This is a genomic window from Rossellomorea sp. NS-SX7 (assembly GCF_052828565.1).
This window is the reverse complement of sequence record NZ_CM128249.1, coordinates 1,973,750-1,997,768: the sequence shown is the minus strand read 5'-3', so window position 1 is coordinate 1,997,768 and position 24,019 is coordinate 1,973,750. Positions and strand designations below refer to the sequence as shown.

22 protein-coding genes are annotated in these 24,019 nt (G+C 42.4%); 9 read left to right on the top strand and 13 right to left on the bottom strand.

Annotation, left to right across the window (positions count from 1 at the left end; translation table 11 throughout):
• From ACUXV2_RS09910 to ACUXV2_RS09885, 6 genes are all read left to right on the top strand, one after another.
• Complete coding sequence (locus ACUXV2_RS09910) at positions 1-1,623, top strand: ABC transporter substrate-binding protein (RefSeq protein WP_446246841.1); 1,623 nt, start codon at positions 1-3, stop codon at positions 1,621-1,623.
• A gap of 77 nt (positions 1,624-1,700) precedes the next feature.
• Entirely contained in the window at positions 1,701-2,642 is a 942-nt protein-coding gene (locus ACUXV2_RS09905; protein WP_446246840.1) for a S66 peptidase family protein, read from the top strand.
• Complete coding sequence (locus ACUXV2_RS09900) at positions 2,639-3,721, top strand: dipeptide epimerase (protein ID WP_446246839.1); 1,083 nt, start codon at positions 2,639-2,641, stop codon at positions 3,719-3,721. Before ACUXV2_RS09905 ends, ACUXV2_RS09900 begins: the two co-directional genes overlap by 4 nt.
• Positions 3,722-3,740: 19 nt before the next feature.
• Positions 3,741-4,667, top strand: coding sequence for a C40 family peptidase (locus tag ACUXV2_RS09895; protein WP_446246838.1), 927 nt, complete (start codon positions 3,741-3,743; stop codon positions 4,665-4,667).
• The gene (locus ACUXV2_RS09890; protein WP_446246837.1) at positions 4,664-5,668 is read left to right on the top strand and encodes an ABC transporter ATP-binding protein; all 1,005 of its coding nucleotides are present in this window, start codon (positions 4,664-4,666) and stop codon (positions 5,666-5,668) included. The genes ACUXV2_RS09895 and ACUXV2_RS09890 overlap by 4 nt, the downstream gene beginning before the upstream one ends.
• Positions 5,668-6,471: a serine hydrolase gene (locus ACUXV2_RS09885; RefSeq protein WP_446246836.1), complete on the top strand. Its 804-nt coding sequence runs from the start codon at positions 5,668-5,670 to the stop codon at positions 6,469-6,471. The genes ACUXV2_RS09890 and ACUXV2_RS09885 overlap by 1 nt, the downstream gene beginning before the upstream one ends.
• A 148-nt stretch (positions 6,472-6,619) precedes the next feature.
• Here the strand turns inward: ACUXV2_RS09885 and ACUXV2_RS09880 are convergent, their stop codons facing one another.
• Positions 6,620-6,805 (bottom strand): CsbD family protein, encoded by a 186-nt coding sequence (locus tag ACUXV2_RS09880; RefSeq protein ID WP_446246835.1) that lies wholly within the window; start codon positions 6,803-6,805, stop codon positions 6,620-6,622.
• Positions 6,806-7,000: 195 nt separating this feature from the next.
• On the opposite strand from ACUXV2_RS09880, the gene ACUXV2_RS09875 reads away from it, so the two are divergent.
• Complete coding sequence (locus ACUXV2_RS09875; protein WP_446246834.1) at positions 7,001-7,768, top strand: LAGLIDADG family homing endonuclease; 768 nt, start codon at positions 7,001-7,003, stop codon at positions 7,766-7,768.
• Positions 7,769-8,156: 388 nt separating this feature from the next.
• On the opposite strand, the gene ACUXV2_RS09870 is transcribed toward ACUXV2_RS09875, so the two are convergent.
• The 11 genes from ACUXV2_RS09870 to ACUXV2_RS09820 form a co-directional block, all read right to left on the bottom strand.
• Positions 8,157-8,609, bottom strand: a complete 453-nt coding sequence (locus ACUXV2_RS09870; protein ID WP_446246833.1) for a PH domain-containing protein — start codon at positions 8,607-8,609, stop codon at positions 8,157-8,159.
• A 108-nt stretch (positions 8,610-8,717) separates the two neighbouring features.
• Positions 8,718-9,176 (bottom strand): staygreen family protein, encoded by a 459-nt coding sequence (locus ACUXV2_RS09865; protein WP_446246832.1) that lies wholly within the window; start codon positions 9,174-9,176, stop codon positions 8,718-8,720.
• Positions 9,177-9,224: 48 nt separating this feature from the next.
• On the bottom strand, positions 9,225-10,010 hold the full coding sequence (locus ACUXV2_RS09860) for a hypothetical protein (RefSeq protein WP_446246831.1): 786 nt from the start codon (positions 10,008-10,010) through the stop codon (positions 9,225-9,227).
• Between the two features lie 100 nt (positions 10,011-10,110).
• The gene (locus ACUXV2_RS09855; protein ID WP_446246830.1) at positions 10,111-11,538 is read right to left on the bottom strand and encodes an alanine/glycine:cation symporter family protein; all 1,428 of its coding nucleotides are present in this window, start codon (positions 11,536-11,538) and stop codon (positions 10,111-10,113) included.
• Between the two features lie 336 nt (positions 11,539-11,874).
• Positions 11,875-14,307: a DNA topoisomerase IV subunit A gene (gene parC, locus ACUXV2_RS09850; RefSeq protein WP_446246829.1), complete on the bottom strand. Its 2,433-nt coding sequence runs from the start codon at positions 14,305-14,307 to the stop codon at positions 11,875-11,877.
• A gap of 3 nt (positions 14,308-14,310) precedes the next feature.
• The gene (gene parE, locus ACUXV2_RS09845; protein ID WP_446246828.1) at positions 14,311-16,281 is read right to left on the bottom strand and encodes a DNA topoisomerase IV subunit B; all 1,971 of its coding nucleotides are present in this window, start codon (positions 16,279-16,281) and stop codon (positions 14,311-14,313) included.
• A 297-nt stretch (positions 16,282-16,578) separates the two neighbouring features.
• Positions 16,579-16,989 (bottom strand): CoA-binding protein, encoded by a 411-nt coding sequence (locus ACUXV2_RS09840; protein WP_446246827.1) that lies wholly within the window; start codon positions 16,987-16,989, stop codon positions 16,579-16,581.
• A gap of 152 nt (positions 16,990-17,141) precedes the next feature.
• Positions 17,142-18,041 (bottom strand): glycine betaine ABC transporter substrate-binding protein, encoded by a 900-nt coding sequence (locus tag ACUXV2_RS09835; RefSeq protein WP_446246826.1) that lies wholly within the window; start codon positions 18,039-18,041, stop codon positions 17,142-17,144.
• A 23-nt stretch (positions 18,042-18,064) separates the two neighbouring features.
• Positions 18,065-18,724 carry an ABC transporter permease gene (locus ACUXV2_RS09830; RefSeq protein ID WP_446246825.1) on the bottom strand — a complete coding sequence of 220 codons (660 nt, stop codon included), beginning with the start codon at positions 18,722-18,724 and terminating at the stop codon, positions 18,065-18,067.
• A complete protein-coding gene (locus ACUXV2_RS09825; protein ID WP_446246824.1) occupies positions 18,721-19,698 on the bottom strand; it encodes an ABC transporter ATP-binding protein in 978 nt (325 codons plus the stop codon). Before ACUXV2_RS09825 ends, ACUXV2_RS09830 begins: the two co-directional genes overlap by 4 nt.
• Positions 19,699-19,992: 294 nt before the next feature.
• On the bottom strand, positions 19,993-21,285 hold the full coding sequence (locus tag ACUXV2_RS09820) for a purine/pyrimidine permease (RefSeq protein ID WP_446246823.1): 1,293 nt from the start codon (positions 21,283-21,285) through the stop codon (positions 19,993-19,995).
• Between the two features lie 280 nt (positions 21,286-21,565).
• On the opposite strand from ACUXV2_RS09820, the gene plsY reads away from it, so the two are divergent.
• Positions 21,566-22,153 carry a glycerol-3-phosphate 1-O-acyltransferase PlsY gene (plsY, locus tag ACUXV2_RS09815; protein ID WP_446246822.1) on the top strand — a complete coding sequence of 196 codons (588 nt, stop codon included), beginning with the start codon at positions 21,566-21,568 and terminating at the stop codon, positions 22,151-22,153.
• A gap of 212 nt (positions 22,154-22,365) precedes the next feature.
• The gene (locus tag ACUXV2_RS09810; RefSeq protein ID WP_446246821.1) at positions 22,366-23,523 is read left to right on the top strand and encodes a CapA family protein; all 1,158 of its coding nucleotides are present in this window, start codon (positions 22,366-22,368) and stop codon (positions 23,521-23,523) included.
• A 152-nt stretch (positions 23,524-23,675) separates the two neighbouring features.
• On the opposite strand, the gene ACUXV2_RS09805 is transcribed toward ACUXV2_RS09810, so the two are convergent.
• On the bottom strand, positions 23,676-23,936 hold the full coding sequence (locus tag ACUXV2_RS09805; RefSeq protein ID WP_446246820.1) for a hypothetical protein: 261 nt from the start codon (positions 23,934-23,936) through the stop codon (positions 23,676-23,678).
• Positions 23,937-24,019 lie beyond the last annotated feature (83 nt).

Sequence of the window (24,019 nt, the reverse complement as noted above, 5' to 3'; positions counted from 1 at the left end):
ATGAGAAAGGTTTTATCAGTATGTTTGACAGGATTACTTCTATTTGTACTGGCAGCCTGTACAGCAACTAAGGATGCAGGCACCGAAACGGGCAGCAAAGACGGAAAAGACAGTGGGGAAAAAGTGTTGTACCTGAACAACGGTGCAGAACCGACATCGTTTGATCCGCCAATCGGATTCGATTCATATTCATGGACAGCGCTAAACAATTTGATGGAAGGTCTGACACGCTTAAACGCAAATCATGAGCCTGAAGGTGCCATGGCCGAGAAGTGGGATGTGACTGAAGATGGGAAGGTATACACATTCCATATCCGCGACAATGCTAAATGGTCGAACGGCGATGATGTAACGGCCGGTGATTTTGTATTTGCTTGGAAACGATTATTAGATCCACAAACAGGATCACCAGCTGCCTTCCTCGGTTATTTCATTGAGGGGGGAGAAGCCTTCAATAATGGAGAAGGCTCAGCAGATAAGGTGATGGTCAAGGCAGTCGACGAGAAAACGTTTGAAGTGACGCTGACAAGCCCGCAAGCTTATTTCTTAAGTGTCATTTCTAACCCGGCGTTCTTCCCGATCAACGAAAAAGTTGCGAAGGAAAATCCAGAGTGGTTTGCAGAAGCAGATACTTTCGTTGCGAATGGACCATTCAAGTTGACGGAGTGGGAGCATGACAGCCACTTCGTGATGGAAAAGAACGATCAGTACTGGGACGCGGATTCAGTAAAGCTGGATAAAGTGAACTGGGCAATGGTCAATGACTCCAATACGGACTATCAATTGTATAAAACAGGGGAACTTGATACAGCAGATGTACCTGCAGATTTGAGTAAACAGTTGTTCGAAGAAGGTAAAGTGAACGTTGAAGATCAGGCGGGAACCTATTTCTACCGTTTCAACCTAGATAAAGAACCGTTCCAGAATAAAAACATCCGTAAAGCATTCGCAATGGCTGTCGATCAGCAGCAAATGGTCGACTTTGTCACAAAGAATAAAGAAAAACCAGCATACGGATTCGTATCAAGCGGATTCAATGATCCATCTGGAAATGATTTCCGCGAAACAAGCGGTGACCTTGTTAAAACAAATGTTGAAGAAGCAAAAGCAATGCTTGAAAAAGGAATGGAAGAAGAAGGGTACGATAAGCTTCCTGAAGTTACATTGACATACAGCACAAGTGATACTCATCAAAAAATCGCTGAAGCACTTCAGCAAATGTTCAAGGAAAACCTTGATGTTGATGTAAAACTGGCGAATATGGAATGGAATGTGTTCCAGGATGAGCAAAAAGCATTGAAGTTCCAACTATCCCGAAGCTCTTTCCTTGCCGATTACGGGGATCCGATCAACTTCCTGGAAAACTTCCAAACAGGTCATTCCATGAACCGCACCGCTTGGAGCAATGAAGAATACGATAATTTGATCAAACAGGCCAAAAATGAAGCAGATGAATCAAAGCGCTTTGAAATGATGTATAAAGCAGAAAAGATTCTGATGGAAGATATGCCGATCATCCCTATTCACTTCTATAACTACGTTTACTTACAAAATGAGGATGTATCAGGGATTGTCCGTCATCCTGTAGGATACATGGAATTAAAATGGGCAGATAAAAAATAAGATGGATAAAAACGGAGTGGAGAAGACTCTTACCATAGAGTCTCCTCCCTCTTTTTCTACTGAAGGAGTGAAGAGTGATGACCATAAAAGCTCCAAAGCTGAAACAAGGTGATACAGTCGGGATTATCGCACCCGCAAGTCCACCTAGAAAAGAAGCGCTGGGAAAAGCCATTTCTTTTTTGGAAGAAATGGGTTTAGTTGTGAAGGTTGGATCATCCGTTCATCATAAATATGGTTATTTGGCAGGAAAGGACGAAGAACGGATTGAAGATATACATACTATGTTCTCGGATCCCGAAATCAAAGCGATTATTTGCGCTTGCGGCGGATACGGGACAGGACGTTTAGTCTCTAATTTGGACTATGATTTGATTGCGGGGAATCCGAAAATCTTTTGGGGATACAGTGATATTACATTCCTGCATACAGCCATTCACCAAAAAACGGGGCTCGTGACATTTCATGGACCGATGCTGAGCTCGGATATTGGTTTAGAAGATGTTCATGAGTTAACCAAACAGTCTTTCCGACAGCTATTCGTGAATAAGCAAGTGGAATTCAATGCCAATGTGACTCCTCTTGAGACTTTGGTCGAGGGCAAGGCAAGCGGTCCTGTAATAGGAGGGAACCTGACACTTTTAGTGAGTACATTAGGGACTGCTTATGAATTGAATACAAAAGGAAAAATCTTGTTCATCGAGGATATTGATGAAGAGCCTTATAAGATTGACCGCATGCTGAACCAATTGAAGATGGCAGGGAAATTCGGGGATGCAGCAGGGATCATCATCGGGGATTTTAAAAACTGCGGACCCGATAAGAGAAAGGAGTCTCTTACATTGGATCAATTGTTCGATGAGCACATCAAGCCTGCAAATAAACCAACAATGAAAGGGTTCTTCATCGGTCACTCCTCTCCTTGTCTCGCCATCCCGGTAGGCACAGTGGGGAGAATGAATACAATAGAGAAAACACTCATTGTCGAAAGCGGCATAAAGGAGGAGGTTGGCGCATCATGAATATTGTACACCTTGAGACATTTCGTGTATCTGTTCCGCTGCATACCCCATTCAAGACGGCTCTTCGAACGGTACATACCGCTGAAGCAATCGGGGTCAGGATGGTTTGTGATAACGGGATCACCGGCTGGGGAGAAGCCCCACCCACCTTGGTCATTACGGGTGACAGCCTAAAAAGTATCGAATCGGTCATCCTCGATGTCTATAAACCAGCTTTGGTGGGAAGGTCTCTATTAAACCATGAATCTATATTCCAGGATATCCATAAGCTTTTGGTAGGCAATCACAGCGCCAAAGCCGCTGTCGATATGGCCATCTATGATTGCCTCTCCCAGCATAGCAGACTCCCGCTCTATCAATATTTAGGTGGATACAGGAACACGTTGGAAACCGACTACACCGTCAGTGTGAACAGTCCTGCTGAAATGGCGGAAGACGCCTTACTTTACAGCATGCAGGGCTTTGACGTCCTTAAGATAAAAGTGGGAAAAGATGAAATCGGGACAGACATCAAGCGCATCCAGGCAATCCGCCAGGTAATCGGGGATTCGGTGAAGATCAGACTTGATGCAAACCAAGGGTGGGAAGCCAAAGCGGCAGTGCGTGCCATTCGGATAATGGAAGACCTGGACCTGAATATTGAGCTGGTTGAGCAGCCCGTCCCGGCACATGACCTGGAAGGGTTGAAAAAAGTAACGGACAATGTCGATACGCTTATCATGGCTGATGAAAGTGTGTTTTCTCCGCAGCAGGCATTTCAGGTCCTGAAAACAAGAAGTGCAGATCTTATCAATATCAAACTGATGAAGGCAGGCGGAATCTATCAGGCGCAAAAAATAAACGCTCTTGCAGAGATCTGCGGAGTGGAATGCATGGTGGGCAGCATGATCGAAACCCGCCTTGGTATAACGGCTGCAGCCCATTTTGCAGCAAGCAAGAAGAACATCACAAGGTTTGATTTCGATGCACCATTGATGCTTTCTGACGATATCGTAACAGGCGGTATTCAATATAACGGCAGAACCATCACCATACCTGACTCGCCTGGTCTCGGAATCAAATCAGTGCAAATACATTAACGTAATGGGAGGAATACATATGAATAAAAGAGCCGTAGTCAATGTACCTGTAGCAACGGTTTGGACATCACCCGATTCAGCACGCTCACTTGATGCTGGCGCTGTATCCAATCCTGTATATATCAAGAAATGGCTCGACTCGTTAACATACGAAACAAGACTTGCCCTTTGTGACGAGAACCGCATTCAGTCGCAGGCATTATTCGGTCAGGAGGTCTTGATCCTTGAAGAAAAAGAGGGATGGTCGCATGTGATCGTCCTTGATCAGGCATCCTCAAAAGATGAGCGGGGCTACCCGGGCTGGATTCCTTCTGTGCAGCTCAGTGAACAGGCTGTTCAATCTACATCAGATAGCTTTGCCATCATCACACGCAAATTCGCTGACTTATTAACAGAAGAAGGAGATAAAGAACTTCAGTTAAGCTATTTAACTTCGCTGCCGGTTGAACGAGAAGACGGGGAGCGGCTGGTGGTTCGCACTCCATCGGGAATGAAATATGTTAAGCGGGAGGATGTATACATATCAACTGAAGCCGTCAAGGATCGAAAAGGCAATGGATTCGATATTGTGAAATCAGGAGAAGCATTCCTTGACCTCCCTTACTTGTGGGGAGGCATGAGCAGTTATGGATTCGATTGCTCAGGTTTCAGTTATTCGATGTGTAAAGCCAGTGGTTATGTCATCCCCCGGGATGCTGGTGACCAGGCAAAGGAAGGGATGAATGTACCACTGGATCAACTGAAAGCGGGAGACCTCCTTTTCTTCGCTTATGAAGAAGGAAAAGGGAGCATTCACCATGTAGGCATCTATCATGGAGACGGTAAGATGATCCATTCACCGAATACCGGCAAGACGATTGAAATCATCACACTCGAAGGCACCTATTATGAAAAAGAGCTTTGTGTTTCAAGACGTTACTGGCAGGAGACGGGGGATGCTTCATGAAAAAAGAGAAGCTTTTGGAAGTAAATAATCTGAAGAAATATTTCACCCTTGAAAAAGGCAAAGTATTAAAGGCAGTGGATAACGTATCATTTGATGTCTTTAAAGGTGAAACATTTGGACTGGTAGGTGAATCCGGCTGCGGAAAGTCCACTACCGGCCGGACGATTATCGGATTATACGGTGCAACAGAAGGGGAAGTGTCGTATAGCGGGAAAAACGTTCACACCTTGACGGAAAAAGAAAAGCGGTCGTTTTACGGCAAGATGCAGATGATTTTCCAAGATCCATATGCTTCACTGAATCCCCGGTCGACTGTACGTGAAATCATCGCGGAACCAATGGAGGCACATGGATTATACAAGGATAAAAAAGAACGGATCGAGCGGATCTATCAGCTTCTTGAAGATGTGGGACTGAATCGTGATCACGCGAACCGGTATCCGCATGAGTTCAGCGGCGGACAGAGACAGCGGATCGGGATTGCACGCGCACTTGCCCTGGACCCGGAATTCATCATAGCAGATGAACCGATATCAGCTCTCGATGTATCGGTTCAGGCACAGATCGTCAATCTATTGAAGAAGCTTCAGGATGAAAAGGGGCTGACGTTCCTTTTCATTGCTCATGACCTCTCCATGGTAAAGCATATCAGCGACCGGATCGGCGTCATGTACCTCGGACACATCGTCGAGCTGACTGAAAGCAATGAATTATATAAAAAACCCCTTCATCCTTATTCGCAAGCCTTGCTTTCCGCAATCCCCATCCCTGATCCGGATGTTGAGGATGCGCGTGAAAGGATGATCCTGAAGGGGGAGATACCAAGTGCGATGAACCCGCCGAGCGGCTGTGTGTTCCGCACCAGATGCCCTGCTGCAATGGAAGCCTGTGCGTCTGTTGTGCCTCAGTGGCATGAGGTGGAGGAGAATCACTTTGTAGCATGCCATCTGTATGATAAATCGATACGAAAAGATCATGATGAAGTGGCTGCGACGAAATAATGGATGCTGTCAAAGTTAAAGCTTTGGAGGATAAGATTCAAAGAGTGATTGATGAAGGACAAGGCCGCCTGAGCTTGGCCATAGAGCTTCCGGGACACTCCATCAAGAATAATGGTGACATACAATATTCAGCAGCCAGTCTGATCAAACTTCCGATTTTACTAGAAGGATTCCGTCAGATTCAGAATGGAAAGCTGAATCCCAATGAAATCATTTCCGTTCCACCAGCAGAAAAAGTGGGCGGAGCAGGGGTTCTCAGCCACTTGTCCCATCATTCGAAGGTGACGATTCACGATTTGCTCACGTTGATGATCATTGTTTCTGATAACACGGCAACCAATCTTATCATTGAGCGTATAGGGATGACTGCGGTCAATGAAATGTGTAAACGACTAGGACTGAAACAAACAAGATTGAATCGCAAGCTGATGGATTTTGATGCCATGCAGTCAGGGTTTGATAATCATATGTCTGCTTTCGATGCGCTTACCTGCTTAAAGGCTATTGATAAGAGTGAGATGTTTCATACAAAAAGCCGTGAGTCGATGCTTTGGATGCTTCATCATCAGCAATTCTGTCAAAAGCTCCCGGCAAAGATCAACCGTGAGCATATCTATGTAGCAAATAAAACGGGTGAGCTGCCAGGTGTTGAGCATGACTGTGCGATTTTACGGTATAAAGAACATACGATCTATGCTGCTGTTTTGATTGATGGACTGAAGGATAAGGGAGCAGGGAGTGAAGTGCTGGCAAGGATAGGGGAGTATTTGAATGAATACATGATGGAGGACTTCTTAGGGTAAGTCTAAAATCTTTCAAAGCCCTATTCATTTTTATATGAAATAAGCAAAAGGAGGGTTCACCTGTTTTTTCTAAATTAGGTGAATCCTCCTTTTTAAAATTCTGTGAGGTGTTGATTCCACGCTTAGATGGCCAAACAGCTTACTGCAGCTACCAACTTTTCTTAATGGATTCCTTCACATCGCCGAACTTTTCTTGAATTTTACCTTTATCCTTGTCGCGTTCGCCTTCTCCGACTTTTTGATCGTCCATTGTAAGTTTGCCCCAGGTTTTCTTTAAATCTCCCTCAGTTTGCTTACGCTTTCCTTTTATTTGATCTTTATTATTTTCCCGCATTTTTAACTACCTCATTTCTATAGTGTGTGTTCATTATTCAATATCCAGATAGCATAATGAATAAACTAAAAGCTGATAAAAGAATGATAGCAATATATGCTAAATTGTTCATATTTTCACTGAAAGTGCTAAAAATTGCGATGCAGAACAAATGTTCGTATAATGGAATTAATGATAAATAAGGTGGTGCTCGTTATGGAAAAGAAGAAATGCACCTTAGAAGCGGAACAAATGGTCAAATTATACGAAGAAGGCATGAGGACAGTGGATATTGCAGAGATTGCAAACGTTTCGGTGCGTTATGTAAACCTGGTATTGCTTAAAAACAATGTAAAGAGAAGAGCCAAAGGCAGCTGGAAGCGTAAATATGAAGTGAATGAGCATTATTTTAAGACATGGTCGAATAATATGGCTTATATTCTTGGATTTTTTGCTGCAGATGGATGTGTTAATAAAGATCTTTCATCAATTAGTTTTTCTCAAAAAAGCATAGAGATACTTGAAAAAATCAAGATAGAATTGCAGTCTAATCACCCATTTGTTCAAAACCCTAATACAGGAGTATACACCTTAGGAATTCATAGCAAAATACTTAAAGAGGATCTTATGATACTCCATGGAATTCAACCGAATAAATCATTGAGAATTCAACTCCCAACAATACCAGAACCTTACTTAAGCCACTTCATAAGAGGTTATTTTGATGGAGATGGAAGCATTTATAAAAGCCGGAACTGTGTTTGTATAGTGAGTGGATCTAGAGATTTTAGTATATCTTTGTATGAAATATTTAAGTCACATAATCTAAAACCTAGGTTAAAAGATTTTGAAACGTATTACCGAATTTATATTACAGGTCTTGATAATATTTCTTTATTTGCTAATTGGATATATCAAGATAAAGATCTATATCTGGTTGAAAAATATAAAAGATTCTTAGAGAAACAGGCTTTAAAGAGTTAATGAAAGCCTGTTTTTTAATTAGGTAAAAAGAGGAGATGTAATTATATATTATTTTTATACTTTACATAATATATATTCTAGGAACCTAAATAAAAATGATTAATTCAGTCTCATATCAGAAGTATACTATTAATATTGAGACAAAATTAAAAATTTAGTTTAATCTATTGTTTGGCATCTATCTATTCATTCACCGATGATATTTTGATCATCAGACCATAAGTTTTTCATCATTCGAATGTAAATTGATGATGTTCATTTATTTTATTTCATTATAGCTATAGCGTTTTATTGTTTCAATTAAAAAATCAATATGATTGATTTCGCTGGATTCCATCATTCCAGCGTTCTCATCCATATTGACTCTAGTTTACATAATGGTGTTCGTTTACTTTTTCTTCAAATCAACTCTGATATTCGGATTGATTTTCAGGATCTCATTTATAAATTCCTGCTTTTCTTTTGGTGAAATGAATACAGTATTTCTTTGATTATAAGTGATTTTTAGACGGTCCAATGATAATGCCGGGCTTGATATCGGATTGTTGGATGCCTCTACTGCTCTGATGGTATGAATATGGATCTTATATCGAATCGGTCCTGCTGCGACTTTTAGCACTTCCCCATTTATTTCGTAATAAGTTGCTGCAATCAACCAAATGATCATGGCCATGACAGGTACAGTGACAAATAATGAAATTGGATCGGATTCATCTACCCCTGGTATACGCTGAAAGAAATCCCAATCCAGGAATGATCCCAGCGATGAACCAGCCATGAGAAACAACACGAGTATCAGTATGGGGAACAGCACTTTCCCCTTTTTTGAATAAAAACGCATATAGGTCCCTCCTTTTAACTCTTCCTACGTAAAAGGTCAATAAATGGTTTCATTCCTTCAAAAAAAGAGCAAAAAGAGCCGGCGCTCTTTTTGCTCTTTATGCTCTTTTCATTTTATTAAGTACTGTCTTGGGGTGCCAAAGGAAATAACCTGACTAAATTCATCAAATACAGATTCGAAATAGATATAAACAGGAGCATCGAGAAGCCACGGATAGTACGTGAAAAAGCCCCGATCCCCATTTACGATGGCTGCCAATGCAAGTGGAAGTTCCTTCTTGAAAATCATGAATCGGACCTTCGATAGCTTCTCATCGAATTCTCCTCTGCTCACATACACGTTTCCGCACAGTGTGTATTGACCGTGTTCGCGGCGCCATTCCCCGAGCACTTCATCTCTCATTTGTGCATTAATCTTCTTCAAGTCATAATGACAGCCGATACTTAAGTACAAATCCCCGGTTGTATCAGAGTGAGTCAGTGTGTACTTTCTGTTATCAATCGGATTGAAGATTGATGCAGGCGGCAAATACGTAACAGATAACTTCTCTGGATTGAAATCACTCATTTATAAGCCTCCTTCAGAATTGGGCTTATAATAGTGTATGTCAATCGCCTATCTTCTGTGCTTCTGCCTGGAGTCCTCCTGCCAATGGATTTCAACCAAATTCCATTTATCCTCATCGTAGTACCAGTAAGAAACAGTTGTGCCGATACCATCAGCTTTGTATGCTCCGCTGACCTGCTGGTAACCTTTTAACCCTTTCCCTGGCTTTCCTTTTATCTTTGCAGGTTCGTAAAAGGCAGTCGGGAGGACCATCAATTCCATAGGCTCATTCAATTTACCATCTGTGTAGATTCCCAAGCGCTCGTAATCATCTTTACGGTCTTTTAGATCCACTGTATAGGATTGATTCGTATCAGTGAATGAAATGACAGCTTTGTAGTTGTCTTGAAACTGAGCCTGGATAGTAAGGTCTTCAGGCAATCCCAGATCAAGTAATTTGTTATCTGCGAGTGTGTGAAGGTCCATATGATATAGTCCCCCGCTCCCTCCTGTTGCAGCAGAATACAGCATATCCTTTATCTTATCATGATTCAAATCAACAAATTCTATTTTAGGTTCATAACCGCCTTCGTAATCTATACGGATTTCACTGCCTTTGGACGTTGTAATCTCTGCCCATACCTCTTTTAAAAATAAGGCATCAGGTGAAAATGGGATTGCCTTCAGTTCGATTTTATCCTTTTTTCCATCTCCTGTAACATCTTTAGAGTAAGACTTAACAGTCAATTCATTGTTCTTGGGTTGCTCTTTCGTTACATCCGAAAAGTTTCCGGCAATTGCATGTAGAGACAAAATAAAAAATGCACCAAAAGCAAACAATAACTCTTTACGCATAGTGTCCTCTCCTCGGTAAGATAATTCTCTATTATCATCACCAAATAAGGAAAAAGTATGTAAAAAAACCAACTCAATGTATGAGTTGGTTTAAAAAAAATCAAACTTCTTCGGATTTAGTACCCGGTCTTTCATCCCAACATTCAATACCCTTTAATCCACTGATGGAATCCGAGTAGAATACCGGGTCTTTCCCTTGTTTCTTCTGTGCACGATAGTCCTTCAACGCAGCCATGGCAATCTTCGTCAGCAATGTGATCGCAATGAGGTTGATGATGGCCATGAGACCCATGAATAAGTCTGCAAGTCCCCATACCACATCCAGCTTCACGACTGCACCGAAGATAACCATACCGATCACGGCAAGTCGGTAGATGAACAATGCAGCTGGGCTGTACTTGATGAATTCTATATTCGTTTCACCATAATAGTAGTTACCGATAACTGAACTGAAGGCAAATAAGAAGATGGCAATCGCTACAAAAGTATTTGCCCAATCACCGACATGGAAACTCAATGCTGCTTGTGTTAGCTGTATACCGTCGATACCAGTTGTATATTGATCTGACAGGATGATCATGAAAGCTGTCGCCGTACAGATGATCAATGTATCAGTAAACACGCCAAGGGTCTGAATCAAACCTTGTTTAACAGGGTGTGTGACACCGGCAGTCGCAGCGGCATTCGGTGCACTACCCATACCGGCTTCATTTGAGAACAGCCCTCGTTTGATACCCATCATGATCGCTGCACCAACTCCGCCGCTTACAACTTCCCTGAAGCCGAATGCACTTTCAAAAATGATGACGAACATATCAGGCAGCATTGTGATATTCGTGATTAGAATATACAGTGCCAGAAGAATATAAAGGATTGCCATCACAGGCACGAGGATCTGCGTGACATGAGCGATCCGTTTGATTCCTCCAAAGATAATGACAGCAGTCAGTACCGCTAAAATAATACCCGTCGTCAAACGGTCAACGGAGTATGCACCCTCCATTGCAAGCGAAATGGTATTGGATTGCACGGAATTGAATACCAGTCCAAAACAGAATGTAATGATGACTGCAAAAAGAATCCCCATCCAACGGGCATTCAATCCTTTTTCCATATAATACGCAGGACCTCCGCGGTATCCGTCTTTCCCGTCTTTTACTTTATAAATCTGGGCAAGTGTACTCTCAATGAAGCTGGTAGCCCCTCCGAGTAGCGCAATCAGCCACATCCAGAATACAGCTCCGGGTCCACCCCCAGCAATGGCTGTTGCTACACCTGCAAGATTCCCCGTACCCACACGGGATGCTGTACTGATTGTGAAGGCCTGAAAAGAAGAAATTCCTCTTTTCCCTTCTGCAGAAATAGTCGTTTTATCCGTCAATAACCGACCCATTTCTGCAATATAACGAAACTGAACAAACTTGGAACGCAGTGAGAAATAAAGTCCCAGTCCTACTAGAGCAGCAATGAGAATGTACGACCACATATACTCATTTAACGTGCCGAGTATGGTATTGAATAATTCCATACATGTATCCCCTCCTAGATGTAATAAAATGTAAACTGCATGAACCTATGTATGTTTACCCTTAGTGACACTTTTTTAATCTATCAAATAAATGTTACTCAATCAATGTAAAATACATACTGATGCAAAAATATTTATTGTTATACTGTTCTGCCTTTTAATTTTCCATTAAGTCGGTAAATATATCCGTTCAAATACATATAAATAAAAAACCGCTCTATTTTTCAGGTGATATTCGTTAAATGGAACGGATGACGTTCAATACCACATGATCTTGAAGACGATGGAAAATAAGGTAAATAAAAACGACTAAGGAATCCTTAGTCGTTTTTAGTCTTATTCATTACTTTCGTTCTGTTTCACCCAAGTTTCTGTAACCGGACCGCTTTCAGCTTCATCAATGACGAATGATCCATTGGAATAGCGATCATTTGCCCGCAGGTCCGTTACTTTTACATGTTCAGTCTTGCCTTTTTCCGTGATGATCTCCACCGTATCGGAATCTTTGACAACTTCGATCCGAACTGCTCTATGCGGGTTCGATTTCAACTCGCGAAGCATGATGACTCCCCGTTTGGCCCGGGTTGTTTTCTCGAATTCTGACAGCTTCATCTTTTTCACTGCTCCTCGGTGAGTGACGAGGAATATATATTCTTTTACAGGATCAGAGATGACCTTTCCTGAAACGACAAAGTCATCTTCTTTCAGATTGATTCCTTTAACACCGGCAGCTCTAGGTCCTACGATACTCACATCTTCTTCTGCAAACCACAATCCATAGCTAAGATTAGTAGCCAGGAACAGATCTTGTGTCCCGTCCGTCAAGTGGACATCAACTAAAGAATCATCCCCCTTTAAGTTGATGGCGACAAGAGGACGTGAATATCGCTGTGCTTTATATTGGGAAAGCTCGGACTTCTTGGTCATACCATTCCTGGTTACGAACAGAAGATAGTGGTCCTCATTGAATTCTTTAATAGGGATCGCCTTTAATACCTGTTCGTCTCGATCAATTGGAACGATGTTACCTACATGCTGGCCGAGGTCTTTCCAGCGAATATCTGGCAGTTCATGTACCGGGCAGTAAATATAGTTGCCTTTATTCGTGAACACCAGAAGCACATCCGTAGTATTCATCTCATACTGCGCAAGAAGCCTGTCCGTTTCTTTCATAGCAAGATCCTGACCATTTGATGCTGCGTATGAACGAAGACTCGTACGTTTAATGTACCCGTCACGGGTGACTGTCACCATAACGTCCTCACTTGCAATCAATACTTCAAGGTTGATTTTGATTTCTTCAATTTTATCTTCAATTTGTGTTCTTCTTGCATCTGCAAATTGCTTCTTGATCGCTTTTAATTCTTTCTTGATGACACTATATAACTTATTCTCACTTTCCAGAATAGCCGTTAGCTCCGCAATCAGCTTCTGAAGTTCTTCAGCTTCATTACGCAGGGCAGTAATGTCTGTGTTTGTCAGACGGTATAATTGAAGGCTGACGATTGCTTCTGACTGAGCTTCAGTGAATTGAAACTGATCAATCAGGTTGTTCTTCGCATCTTTTTTGTCTTTCGATGCACGGATGGTAGCGATCACTTCGTCAAGAATAGATAATGCTTTCATTAATCCTTCAACGATGTGCTGACGGTCGCTAGCTTTCTTTAAATCATGCTTGGTACGATTCGTAACCACTTCTTTTTGGTGTTCAATATAGGCGTCCAGCAAGCCTTGCAGCCCCATGAGCTTAGGACGTCTATTATGTATGGCCACCATATTAAAGTTATATGAAATTTGAAGGTCGCTATTTTTGTATAGGTAATTCAGCACGCCGTTTGCATCTGCATCTTTTTTCAGTTCGATAACAATGCGGAGTCCTTCGCGGTCTGTCTCATCGCGAACCTCTGCGATTCCTTCCACTTTGCGGTCCACTCTGAATTCATCCATCTTCTTCACGAGATTCGCCTTGTTTACTTCGTAAGGGATCTCTGTGATGACGATTTGCTGCTTGCTTCCGCGGATATTTTCAACTTCAGCTTTTCCGCGGACAACGACTTTTCCTTTCCCGGTTTCATAGGCTTTTTTGATGCCGTCAACCCCTTGTATGATTCCTCCGGTAGGGAAATCCGGCCCTTTCATGACAGTCATTAAATCATCGACTGTACTTTCTGGTTTTTCCATACGCATGATTGTAGCATCAATCACTTCACCTAAATGGTGAGGCGGGATATCCGTTGCATATCCTGCAGATATTCCCGTTGATCCATTCACTAACAGGTTTGGAAACCGTGAAGGAAGGACAGTAGGTTCACTTGACGTATCATCGAAGTTTGGAATGAACTCTACCGTACTCTTGTCGATATCACGCAGTAACTCCATTGAGATCGCAGACAGTCTTGCTTCTGTATAACGCATGGCAGCAGGGGGATCGCCATCGATGCTTCCGTTATTACCATGCATTTCTACAAGGTAGTTCCGGACTTTCCAGGTTTGACTCATCCGTACCATGGCATCGTATACGGAAGTATCACCATGAGGGTGATAATTACCGATTACGTTACCGACGGTCTTAGCTGATTTACGGAACCCTTTTTCCTGGGTATTACCGTCAACATACATGGCATAAAGAATCCGTCGCTGAACGGGTTTTAGTCCGTCACGCGCATCGGGTAATGCACGTTCTTGAATAATATATTTACTGTATCGTCCGAATCGGTCGCCAAGTACCTCTTCAAGAGGCAAATCTTGATATCTTTCTACTGTTGTCATGTATTACCCCTCCTCTGCGACCGTGATGTTTTCATTTTCTAAGATACTGCCGTCTTCTTCCAAGCCAAATGCTACGTTGCTTTCGATCCATTTACGGCGTGGTTCGACTTTATCGCCCATCAGCGTCGTGACACGACGTTCAGCACGTGCAGCATCATCGATTCTTACTCTGATTAGTGCTCTGGTCTCTGGGTCCATGGTCGTTTCCCATAATTGATCTGCATTCATTTCACCCAGACCTTTATATCGTTGGATCATATACCCTTTTCCGATTTTTTTCATGGCACCTTGAAGCTCTTCATCCGTCCAGGCATATTCGATTTTTTCCTTTTTACCTGTGCCTTTGCTCACTTTATAAAGCGGAGGCAGGGCAATATAGATTTTCCCGGCTTCAACCAGCGGCTTCATGTACCGGTAGAAGAAGGTAAGCAGCAGGACCTGGATATGCGCCCCATCCGTGTCGGCATCAGTCATGATCACGATTTTGTCGTAATTGATGTCCTGGATATTGAATTCAGGTCCGACTCCGCCTCCGATGGCGTGGATGATGGTATTGATTTCTTCATTTTTAAAGATATCCTGTAATTTAGCCTTTTCCGTGTTGATGACTTTACCTCTAAGCGGCAGGATTGCCTGGAACTTGCGGTCACGTCCTTGCTTTGCAGAACCTCCCGCAGAATCACCCTCTACAAGGTACAGTTCATTTCGCTGCGGATTTCTTGATTGTGCAGGAGTCAGCTTTCCGGACAGCACGGTTTCAGAACGTTTTCGTTTTTTGCCGTTCCGTGCATCTTCACGGGCTTTTCGTGCAGCTTCACGCGCTTGAGCCGCTTTGATCGATTTTTTGATCAAGAGAGAGCTAGTATCCGGGTTTTCTTCCAGGAAATATAGCAGATGCTCTGAAACGACGGAATCCACTGCTGAGCGGGCTTCACTTGTACCGAGCTTTCCTTTTGTCTGTCCTTCGAATTGCAGTAGTTCTTCCGGGATGCGGACAGATACAATCGCTGCAAGGCCTTCCCTGATATCCGTCCCTTCCAGATTCTTGTCACGGTCTTTAAGGATTCCAGCTTTACGGGCATACTCATTGAACACCCTTGTCATGGCAGTCTTGGCACCTGCTTCATGGGTACCGCCGTCTTTTGTACGGACATTGTTGACGAAGGACAGGATGTTTTCAGAAAATCCATCATTAAACTGAAACGAGAATTCCACTTCAATGTTGTGACTTGCGCCTTCAAAAAATGCAACATTGTGAAGGCTGTCCTTTTCTTCGTTTAAGTATTGAACGAATGCCTGTATGCCGCTTTCATAAAGAAACACTTCTTTTTGATCATGCCGTTCGTCCATGATTTCAATTTTTAAGCCTTTCAGAAGAAATGCGGATTCCCTTAAACGTTCACATAACGTTTCGTAATTATATGTTGTTGAACTGAAAATGTCAGGATCGGGTTTAAAATGTATGAGTGTACCGGATTTTTTGGTTTTGCCGATCTTTTCGAGAGTGGTTTCCGGTTTGCCGCCTTTTACAAAGCGTTGTTCATACTTAATGCCGTCTCTCTCGATCGTAACGATGAGCCATTCGGATAAGGCGTTAACGACAGAGGCACCAACCCCATGGAGACCGCCGCTTGTCTTGTAACCTCCCTGACCGAATTTACCGCCGGCATGAAGGACTGTCAGGATGATTTCAGGGGTCGGTTTCCCCATTTTATGCATACCTGTTGGCATCCCGCGTCCTCTATCCTGAACGGAAATACTGTTATCTTTATGTATGGTTACGATGATTTCATTACCGAAGCCAGCAAGTGCTTCATCTACTGCATTATCTACAATTTCATATACTAAATGATGCAGCCCCCTGGAGTCAGTAGAGCCAATGTACATACCAGGTCTTTTTCGAACGGCTTCCAAGCCCTCTAAAACCTGAATTGCATCATCATTATAAGCCATGGACTGTTTCTTGTTGGCCACGAACATTCCCCTTTCAAACTTCACTACCCGTATCTTAACTTCCATACGGGTTTCTATGTTGTATCATTACTATAACATAAGAACGTTTGTTCGTTTACCTGTTTTTAGCCATTTTAGGTAAACCACTATGCTATATTGTAGCGCTTTATTTCATTTTCGCAAATTTATTTTCTGGTGAATACGGTGTTTCAAGGGGAATATCCCCTGTTTTTCAGCTTGAATCATCCCCTGCGAAAGTGTATAAATCAATCATCCGAAAAAAAACAAGCGGTAGACGCCGCTTGCACCTAGTGAGAACTATTTGGTTAAAGCATGTTCAACCTTGATACACCGATCCATAATCACTGTATATCCACGTTCTTTGAGGAAAGAGTAAGCCTCTTTATTCATTACACCCAGCTGAGCCCAGAATACCTTGGCATCTATTTTATCAAATTCTCTTGCGATATCGGGAAGGAATTCCGATCGCCTGAAAACATTGACAATATCAACAGATCCCTCGATTTCTTCCAATGAAGAGACCGCTTTTATCCCAAGAGCGGAATCGATGGTTGGGTTAACCGGGATGATTTCATAGCCTTGATTCTGCATTGCCTTAGACACAGAATGAGATGTACGATCTGGATTATCACTTAATCCAACGACTGCGATCCGCTTTGATTTTTTTAATATTTGTCCCATTTCTTCACGGGTTGGATTTTCGATCATGAGAATACACCGTCCTTTTGAATATCTATTACATGCGTTCTAAAGTCCTATTCTATTTTTATAGCATAATTTCCTTTATTTTTCAAAATTGTATGAAAATGTTCCTCTAAAGATAAAGTGAATCCTGTAGAAAGGATTCACTTTATTGTTGATTATTCTTTTATTAACCCTTTTGAAATGAGAAATTCTCGAGCTACCTCTTTTGGTTCCTTCTTATCGATATCCACTTTTGCATTCATTTCACTCATCTCTTTTTCAGATATCTGACCGGCTAATTCGTTTAATGCGTCTTCCACCTCGGGATGCTCTTTCAGTACTTCCTGACGGATGATCGGTGCGGCATCATATGGTGGGAAGAAGCCTTTATCATCTTTTGTTGACTTCAGGTTATATCGTTCGATTCTTCCATCTGTAGTGAACGCAGGGATGATATCAACATCACCATTTTTCACTGCCTCATACATAATGTTCGGATCATAACTCTCTTTCTTTTTAAACTCGAAGCCGTATTCTTTTGAAAAGGCATCGTAGCCGTCTCCCTCGCGTTCATAGAACTGGTGCGGGGCACCGAAGCTAAGGTCCTTTGAAAGTGGCACTAAGTCAGAGAATGTTTTCGCATCAAAATCCTGATCCTCTGTGTACGCAAGAGTGTACGTATTCTCAAATCCAAGAGGCTTAAGCCATGTCACATTGAATTTTTCTTCATATCCTTTTCTTACTTGATCAAGTATCTCGTCTCCTGATGCCCCTTCCGCTGCCTGTTCTTTAAGCACAGCTTCTAGTCCGGTACCGGTATATTCCACATATACATCAATATCTCCTTTTTCAAGGGCCGGTGTCAGGATCGAGACCTCCCCTAATCCTTCCTCGATCTTCACATCAAGGTCTGTCTTTTCCTTTAGTAACTCAGCCATGATATGAGTAAGGATAAATTGTTCTGTCCACATTTTCCCGGATACTGTAATCGTATCCTTCCCTCCGTTTTTGCCGCAGCCTGCAATGAGGATTGAGACTGCCAGCAGGATAATGAAAGGGGTAAGTTTCTTTTTCATATGTATGCTCCTTTTTAATTGATTTATTTTCGGGCTTTCAACCCTTTAGGTGTTGTTGCCTTTTCCAGAAGTCTTAACAGAAAATCAAAGAATAACGCCAAGAGTGCAGCCGGTATTGCCCCGGCAAGAACGAGTGAATTATTCCAGGTTGAAAGACCACGGTAAATCAGGTCTCCCAGTCCGCCGGCTCCAACGAATGTCGCAAGGGTGGCAACACCGACCGTTAAAACTGTGGCAGTGCGTATACCTGCCATGATGAAAGGCAGGGCGAGCGGCAGTTCAATCTTGAATAAGAGCTGTGAATTGGTCATTCCCATTCCTTTTCCCGCTTCTATGACGCCTTCATCCACTCCCGCAATCCCGGTAAATGTGTTCCTGAGGATGGGAAGCAGTGCATAGACAGTCAGCGCGATGATTGCCGTTGTACTTCCTGTACCGAGCAGAGGGATGAGGAAACCGAATAACGCCAGACTTGGTATCGTTTGAAAGACGGCCGTTATCCCGATATAGAACTCTGCGATCTGCTTTTTTCTGGATATGTAGATTCCAAGGGGCAGCGAAATCACAATTGCGATAAATATCGAGACGAAGGAAAGATACAGATGCTCCATCAGCCCTGTCATGATATCATCCGAGCGGCTCGTGAGCGTATTGATAAATGATAGCGAATAGGTTTGGATCATAATGAAGGGGCCTCCCTTCTATTTTCTGAAGAGACAGCCCTTAGGATATCACTTCTTGATACACTTCCTATGTGCTTGCCGCCTTTTGTGACGACCAGCATATGAGGCTCTTTGGAAACAAAGAGCCCAGCTGCTTCTGACAGTGTGGCATCGTGTGCAATCGTTTCATATTCTGCTTCTTCGTAATGAAGGAAGTTCGGATTTTCATTGAAGATATCCTCAACTAACATTTCTCTATTCCCTTCATCTAAACGGTGCTCACCTATGAATGAACGTACAAATTCATTGGCCGGTGAAGAAATCAATTCCCTGGGTGAGGCGATTTGTTCGATTCGTCCATCCTTCATGACCGCTATTTCATCTGCAATTTTCAACGCTTCGTCGATATCATGTGTGACAAAGACGATTGTCTTATGTATGGAATTTTGAATATGTTTCAGTTCGTCCTGGAGCTGCTCCCTGCTGATGGGGTCCAGGGCACTGAATGGTTCATCCATCAAAATAATAGGCGGTTCCGCAGCAAGTGCGCGTATGACACCTACCCGTTGCTGCTGTCCTCCGCTCAGTTCGAGGGGGTACTTTTTTCGGTAGGTACCAGGTTCGAGTCCCACCATGTTCATCAATTCAACGACTCTGCTTTCGTATTTATCTTTTTTCCATCCCTTTAGTTTCGGTATCAGACTAATATTCTCTTCTATTGTCATATGAGGGAGCAGTCCGATACGTTGAATGACGTATCCGATGTTCCTTCTCAGTTCGACATTGTCCTCTTTAGAAATATCCCTGCCGTTAATCGTAATCGTGCCGCTGGTCAGCCCAATCAGTTTATTGATCATTTTCATCGTGGTCGTTTTACCGCATCCGCTTGGTCCGATCAATGCGACGAGCTTACCTTCGGGAATGATCAAGTCGATTCCTTTAATCGCTTCAGTCCCGTCTTCGTACACTTTTGTTACATTCTTGAATTCAATCATTTAACCACCTGCCTGATTCTAATCTAAACATATTAAGAATACCCCCATTAAGAATTAGGTAAACATAAAGCTAGTCTATGTAGAACGGTCTTTTCATTACACTGCTTTCTAATATATGTAGATCCAGAATTATGAAGACATTGAATGGATTGACCGATTTTCGTATCGAAAAGCCATCTACCTCATTTAGTTTTCTTCTAAATATACAAAAAACAGCGAACTTTATGTAATCCGACACATGTAAAATCTTCCTCCATTCTATGCTATACGAAAAAAAGCAAGTAAACAAATAGTTTACTTGCTTTTCACGGGTTTATCGGTTCTTGACTTGATCGTTTGCTCCACCACTATGCCCGTAACGGTACCAAGTATAAGCCCATTATTAAGTATGGAGGCTGCTACCACAGGTACATCTTTAAACGCAGCTGGGGGCACGAACATGGCACCCACTCCGACAATGAGAGAAATGCCAGCGACAAAATGCGTGCGCTCGAAGTTCGTTTCTTTTTGATATTCACCAAGAGCAAGCCCGACCATTTTGATAAAAATGACTGTTGTCACGGCGTACCCGACAGGGGCGGGTAAACTTGCAAATACATTCATCACTTTGGGAATCAGGCTGATGACGATGATCATCGCGCTTCCCGCTATGAATGGAAGAACACGGTACATTTTCGTAGCAGTCACAAAGCCTGCTGAGCCTGATATTGGAACAGAACCAATGGCAGAAAATACTCCCCCTAAGAGCTGGTTGATACCTGAAGCAAATCCGCTTGAAGTATATCGTTCATACACAGGCTCACCTTGTGACTTCATCACTTCCTCCATTACTCTGATCGACGCGATCATATTGGTCGTCAGCAGAAAGGTGATGAACACTGACGTAATGACAACACCGATATCAAATGACGGTGCACCGAATACGAATATTTCAGGGAAAGCGAACCATGAACTTGAAACGGTTACTTTTCCTCCGAGTCCCATCCCTGCAAAAATGAGCCATCCTGCAAGCAGGGCGAGGATGATGGAATACTGTTGTATCCACTTTACTTTATGACTGGAGAAATAAAGCGCTATAAGAATCGTCAACACGCTTCCGAGCAACACAATAGGCTGGAGTGTGCCCTCTTCACCACTTAGCCCGAACATTCCTTTTACAAATGAACCGCTCAGCTGCAAAATCAACAGCATCAGGTAAATAAAGGTGATGGTCGGAGTAAATAAGGAAGTCAATTTCTTTAACATTCCCGTCGCACTCAGCAAGAAGAAAATGATTCCGCTGACAATCATTCCGCCTTGTAAAACAGTTAGTACTTCTTTATGGCTGCTGTAAAGTGTCCCTGAAAATCCTGCATAAATAGCAAATACACCCCACCACAGGCCAGCTGGCCCCTCGTTGATTGGCAGTTTATGTCCGATCAGTGCTTGGATGAGACTGGCTGCCCCCAATACGAATATTGTCCGCTGTATGAATCCTGCGGTCTCTGATGGAGATAACTGAAATAAATCAGCGATCGCAATGGGAGCGGCAATAGATCCAGCAACCATGAACGCCACCCATTGAAACGCGGATAAAAACAAATGCATAGAAACATTCACCTTCATTTCAATAAATGTTGGCTCTGTTAAAGCGAATCAATGACTTCAACACTACTGTTGGATGATGAAATCGAATGTTTAACAAAGCCAAATAATAAAGTGTATTCATTTTACCATATAGAAAAGGATAAACATGTGAAATCATCCTAATTTATTATATATTATCTAGTTTTATGAACAGGTACTAAAAAAATCCTGTTTTTCTCCCGTTTTACTCAAAAACATGTTAAAATAAAGAACGCACTACATAATTAAAGGAGCAGTGATCATGATTTATGCCCTTATTCTTGTTTTATCTTATATCCTGGGCTCCATCCCTTCAGGTTTAATCATCGGGAAAAAGTTTTACAGTATTGATATCCGTGAGCATGGGAGCGGTAATCTTGGCGGTACGAACACATTCAGAACATTGGGTGTGAAGGCTGGTCTCGTCGTAACCATCATGGACATCCTTAAAGGAACAGCTGCTACATTATTACCTCTGTTTTTCAGTGTAGAACCAAAGATGTTTATGCTGGTGGCAGGTATTTTTGCTGTTATCGGTCATATGTACCCTCTTTTCGCAAATTTCAGGGGCGGAAAAGCCGTTGCAACTTCAGGCGGCGTCCTTTTAGGATACGATCCCCTATTGTTTCTGATATTACTTGGAGTTTTCTTTCTCGGGTTGTATCTGTCTAAATACGTATCATTAGCATCGATGATTGCTGCCATTATTGCATTTACTTATACTTTATTCACTGGGGATATTCCCTTGATGATCGTAGTAGGTGTACTTGCCTTCTTCGTCATCTATAGACACCGGGCAAATATTGTACGCATCAAAAATAGAACTGAGCCTAAAATTAAGTGGCTATAAACAAGTAAGCGGCTTAAAACTAGTCATTTCATGCTGAAAACGGCAGAGGGATGAACGGTTTTAGGCCGTTTTTTAATTGTCGATTAAATTGAAAGGACGGTTAATTCTATAAGGTATCGTCGATAATGATAGAAAAATTGCATCTCCCGCTTTTCATATTTTTCCTGTAAAATAAAAAGGAACATATGAATTAAGGACAAAGGGGTTTGAACATGAACAGAAAGCTTTACATAACAAGTTTGATTCTAGTGATACCATTAATGCTGGTAATAGGATATATAGTTACGGACCAGTATAAAAGCTGGAATTCAGATAAACAGCCAGGAAAGAGCACTTCTCTTCTTCATGCAACGAGAGAAGTGCAAGCAGAAGGAAAGACAATGAAATCAACTGCCAGCATTGCTGCCATCGGTGACATCCTTCTTCATAATACTGTCTATAATGATGCAAAATCAGGCTCTCGATATGATTTCTTGCCGATGTTTGCTCCGGTCAAGGATCTGCTGTCCCAGCCTGACTTTCTGATTGCCAATCAGGAATCCACACCGGGTGGAACTGAAATGGGTTTATCAAGCTACCCTCTCTTCAATAGCCCGAAAGAGATCGTAAAATCTTTGCAGGATGTGGGCGTTGATGCAGTGACAACAGCAAATAATCATTCACTGGATCAGGGGGAAGAAGGACTTCTGAGTGCAATCGACTATTATGAAGAGATTTCAATGCCTTATGTCGGTGCTTTTAAAAGTCCAGAGGACAAGCAAAAAATCCGCACATTCAATGTAAATGGCATCAAGTTTGCTCTTCTTTCATATACGTACGGTACCAATGGAATTCCCGTACCCGACGGAAAGGACTACTTAGTCAATCTCCTGGACGAACAGAAAATGATGGCCGAGATCAAGAAGGCCAGAACAATGGATATTGATCTTGTGGTCATGAGCCTTCACTGGGGAAATGAGTATCAACGTTTCCCGACGGATGAACAGCAAAGATTAGCGAAAGCACTGACTGAAAGCGGAGCGGATATCATCTTTGGTCATCATCCTCACGTCCTGCAGCCGATTCAGACATATAAAACAAGTGACGGACGTGACGCTGTCGTCATTTATTCACTTGGTAATTTTCTATCTGGCCAAAGAGATGACTTTAAAGACATCGGCGGTATCGCGGAGGTTCAAATTGAAAAACAGCGAAATCCTGCCGGGTCTGTCATCACTTATCCATCAATCGAATTCCATCCTACATTTGTAGCTGAAAATAATTATAAGAACTATCGAATTTACCCGCTTGATTTTGCCCAGAAAAACGGGTTTATCTCATATTCAGAAGATGAGATGGTTTCCCATATGATGAATGGAGTACCACAATAGTGTTCAATGTTGATTGTAGTACTTATCCGACGGCATTTACTCTGAACGCGGCTGCTGAACTGTTTATCTGACACTGTCCCTTTGACGTAGACTGAGCAAAAAGAGCTGACACCTTTTTATAGATGTCAGCTCTTTTTATTATGATATGAATATTAATGGCTGCCAAATAGTACCCCATTAAAGAATATCCCGCCAAGGGCAAGAACGGCCAAAACCAAGTTTACCATTAAAAACGTCGTTTTTCTGCTTTTATAATAGAGGGTCACCATTCCATAATAAATGAGGGCAGCAGCTATGATAAAGGTTCCTGCTTCCATCCTGTAGCTTGCTTTTTCAAGCTGAAGAATCGTCAACAATCCCATTCCTCCAAAAATGAAGGCTCCAATATAATACATTAAGGCTTGTGTTTTCATGTGTATCAACTCCTGTGCGAATTAGTAGATGTTCCAGGTTCTTTATGTTTATAATATAAAAACGGCATCCCGTTTGTCTAAAC

What these genes read in the sequence shown, in the direction of transcription:
- ACUXV2_RS09910 (WP_446246841.1), top strand. Translation starts at nt 1, where the DNA reads ATGAGAAAGGTTTTATCAGTATGTTTGACAGGATTACTTCTATTTGTA.
- ACUXV2_RS09905 (WP_446246840.1), top strand. Translation starts at nt 1,701, where the DNA reads ATGACCATAAAAGCTCCAAAGCTGAAACAAGGTGATACAGTCGGGATT.
- ACUXV2_RS09900 (WP_446246839.1), top strand. Translation starts at nt 2,639, where the DNA reads ATGAATATTGTACACCTTGAGACATTTCGTGTATCTGTTCCGCTGCAT.
- ACUXV2_RS09895 (WP_446246838.1), top strand. Translation starts at nt 3,741, where the DNA reads ATGAATAAAAGAGCCGTAGTCAATGTACCTGTAGCAACGGTTTGGACA.
- ACUXV2_RS09890 (WP_446246837.1), top strand. Translation starts at nt 4,664, where the DNA reads ATGAAAAAAGAGAAGCTTTTGGAAGTAAATAATCTGAAGAAATATTTC.
- ACUXV2_RS09885 (WP_446246836.1), top strand. Translation starts at nt 5,668, where the DNA reads ATGGATGCTGTCAAAGTTAAAGCTTTGGAGGATAAGATTCAAAGAGTG.
- ACUXV2_RS09880 (WP_446246835.1), bottom strand. Translation starts at nt 6,805, where the DNA reads ATGCGGGAAAATAATAAAGATCAAATAAAAGGAAAGCGTAAGCAAACT.
- ACUXV2_RS09875 (WP_446246834.1), top strand. Translation starts at nt 7,001, where the DNA reads ATGGAAAAGAAGAAATGCACCTTAGAAGCGGAACAAATGGTCAAATTA.
- ACUXV2_RS09870 (WP_446246833.1), bottom strand. Translation starts at nt 8,609, where the DNA reads ATGCGTTTTTATTCAAAAAAGGGGAAAGTGCTGTTCCCCATACTGATA.
- ACUXV2_RS09865 (WP_446246832.1), bottom strand. Translation starts at nt 9,176, where the DNA reads ATGAGTGATTTCAATCCAGAGAAGTTATCTGTTACGTATTTGCCGCCT.
- ACUXV2_RS09860 (WP_446246831.1), bottom strand. Translation starts at nt 10,010, where the DNA reads ATGCGTAAAGAGTTATTGTTTGCTTTTGGTGCATTTTTTATTTTGTCT.
- ACUXV2_RS09855 (WP_446246830.1), bottom strand. Translation starts at nt 11,538, where the DNA reads ATGGAATTATTCAATACCATACTCGGCACGTTAAATGAGTATATGTGG.
- parC (WP_446246829.1), bottom strand. Translation starts at nt 14,307, where the DNA reads ATGACAACAGTAGAAAGATATCAAGATTTGCCTCTTGAAGAGGTACTT.
- ACUXV2_RS09840 (WP_446246827.1), bottom strand. Translation starts at nt 16,989, where the DNA reads ATGATCGAAAATCCAACCCGTGAAGAAATGGGACAAATATTAAAAAAA.
- ACUXV2_RS09835 (WP_446246826.1), bottom strand. Translation starts at nt 18,041, where the DNA reads ATGAAAAAGAAACTTACCCCTTTCATTATCCTGCTGGCAGTCTCAATC.
- ACUXV2_RS09830 (WP_446246825.1), bottom strand. Translation starts at nt 18,724, where the DNA reads ATGATCCAAACCTATTCGCTATCATTTATCAATACGCTCACGAGCCGC.
- ACUXV2_RS09825 (WP_446246824.1), bottom strand. Translation starts at nt 19,698, where the DNA reads ATGATTGAATTCAAGAATGTAACAAAAGTGTACGAAGACGGGACTGAA.
- ACUXV2_RS09820 (WP_446246823.1), bottom strand. Translation starts at nt 21,285, where the DNA reads ATGCATTTGTTTTTATCCGCGTTTCAATGGGTGGCGTTCATGGTTGCT.
- plsY (WP_446246822.1), top strand. Translation starts at nt 21,566, where the DNA reads ATGATTTATGCCCTTATTCTTGTTTTATCTTATATCCTGGGCTCCATC.
- ACUXV2_RS09810 (WP_446246821.1), top strand. Translation starts at nt 22,366, where the DNA reads ATGAACAGAAAGCTTTACATAACAAGTTTGATTCTAGTGATACCATTA.
- ACUXV2_RS09805 (WP_446246820.1), bottom strand. Translation starts at nt 23,936, where the DNA reads ATGAAAACACAAGCCTTAATGTATTATATTGGAGCCTTCATTTTTGGA.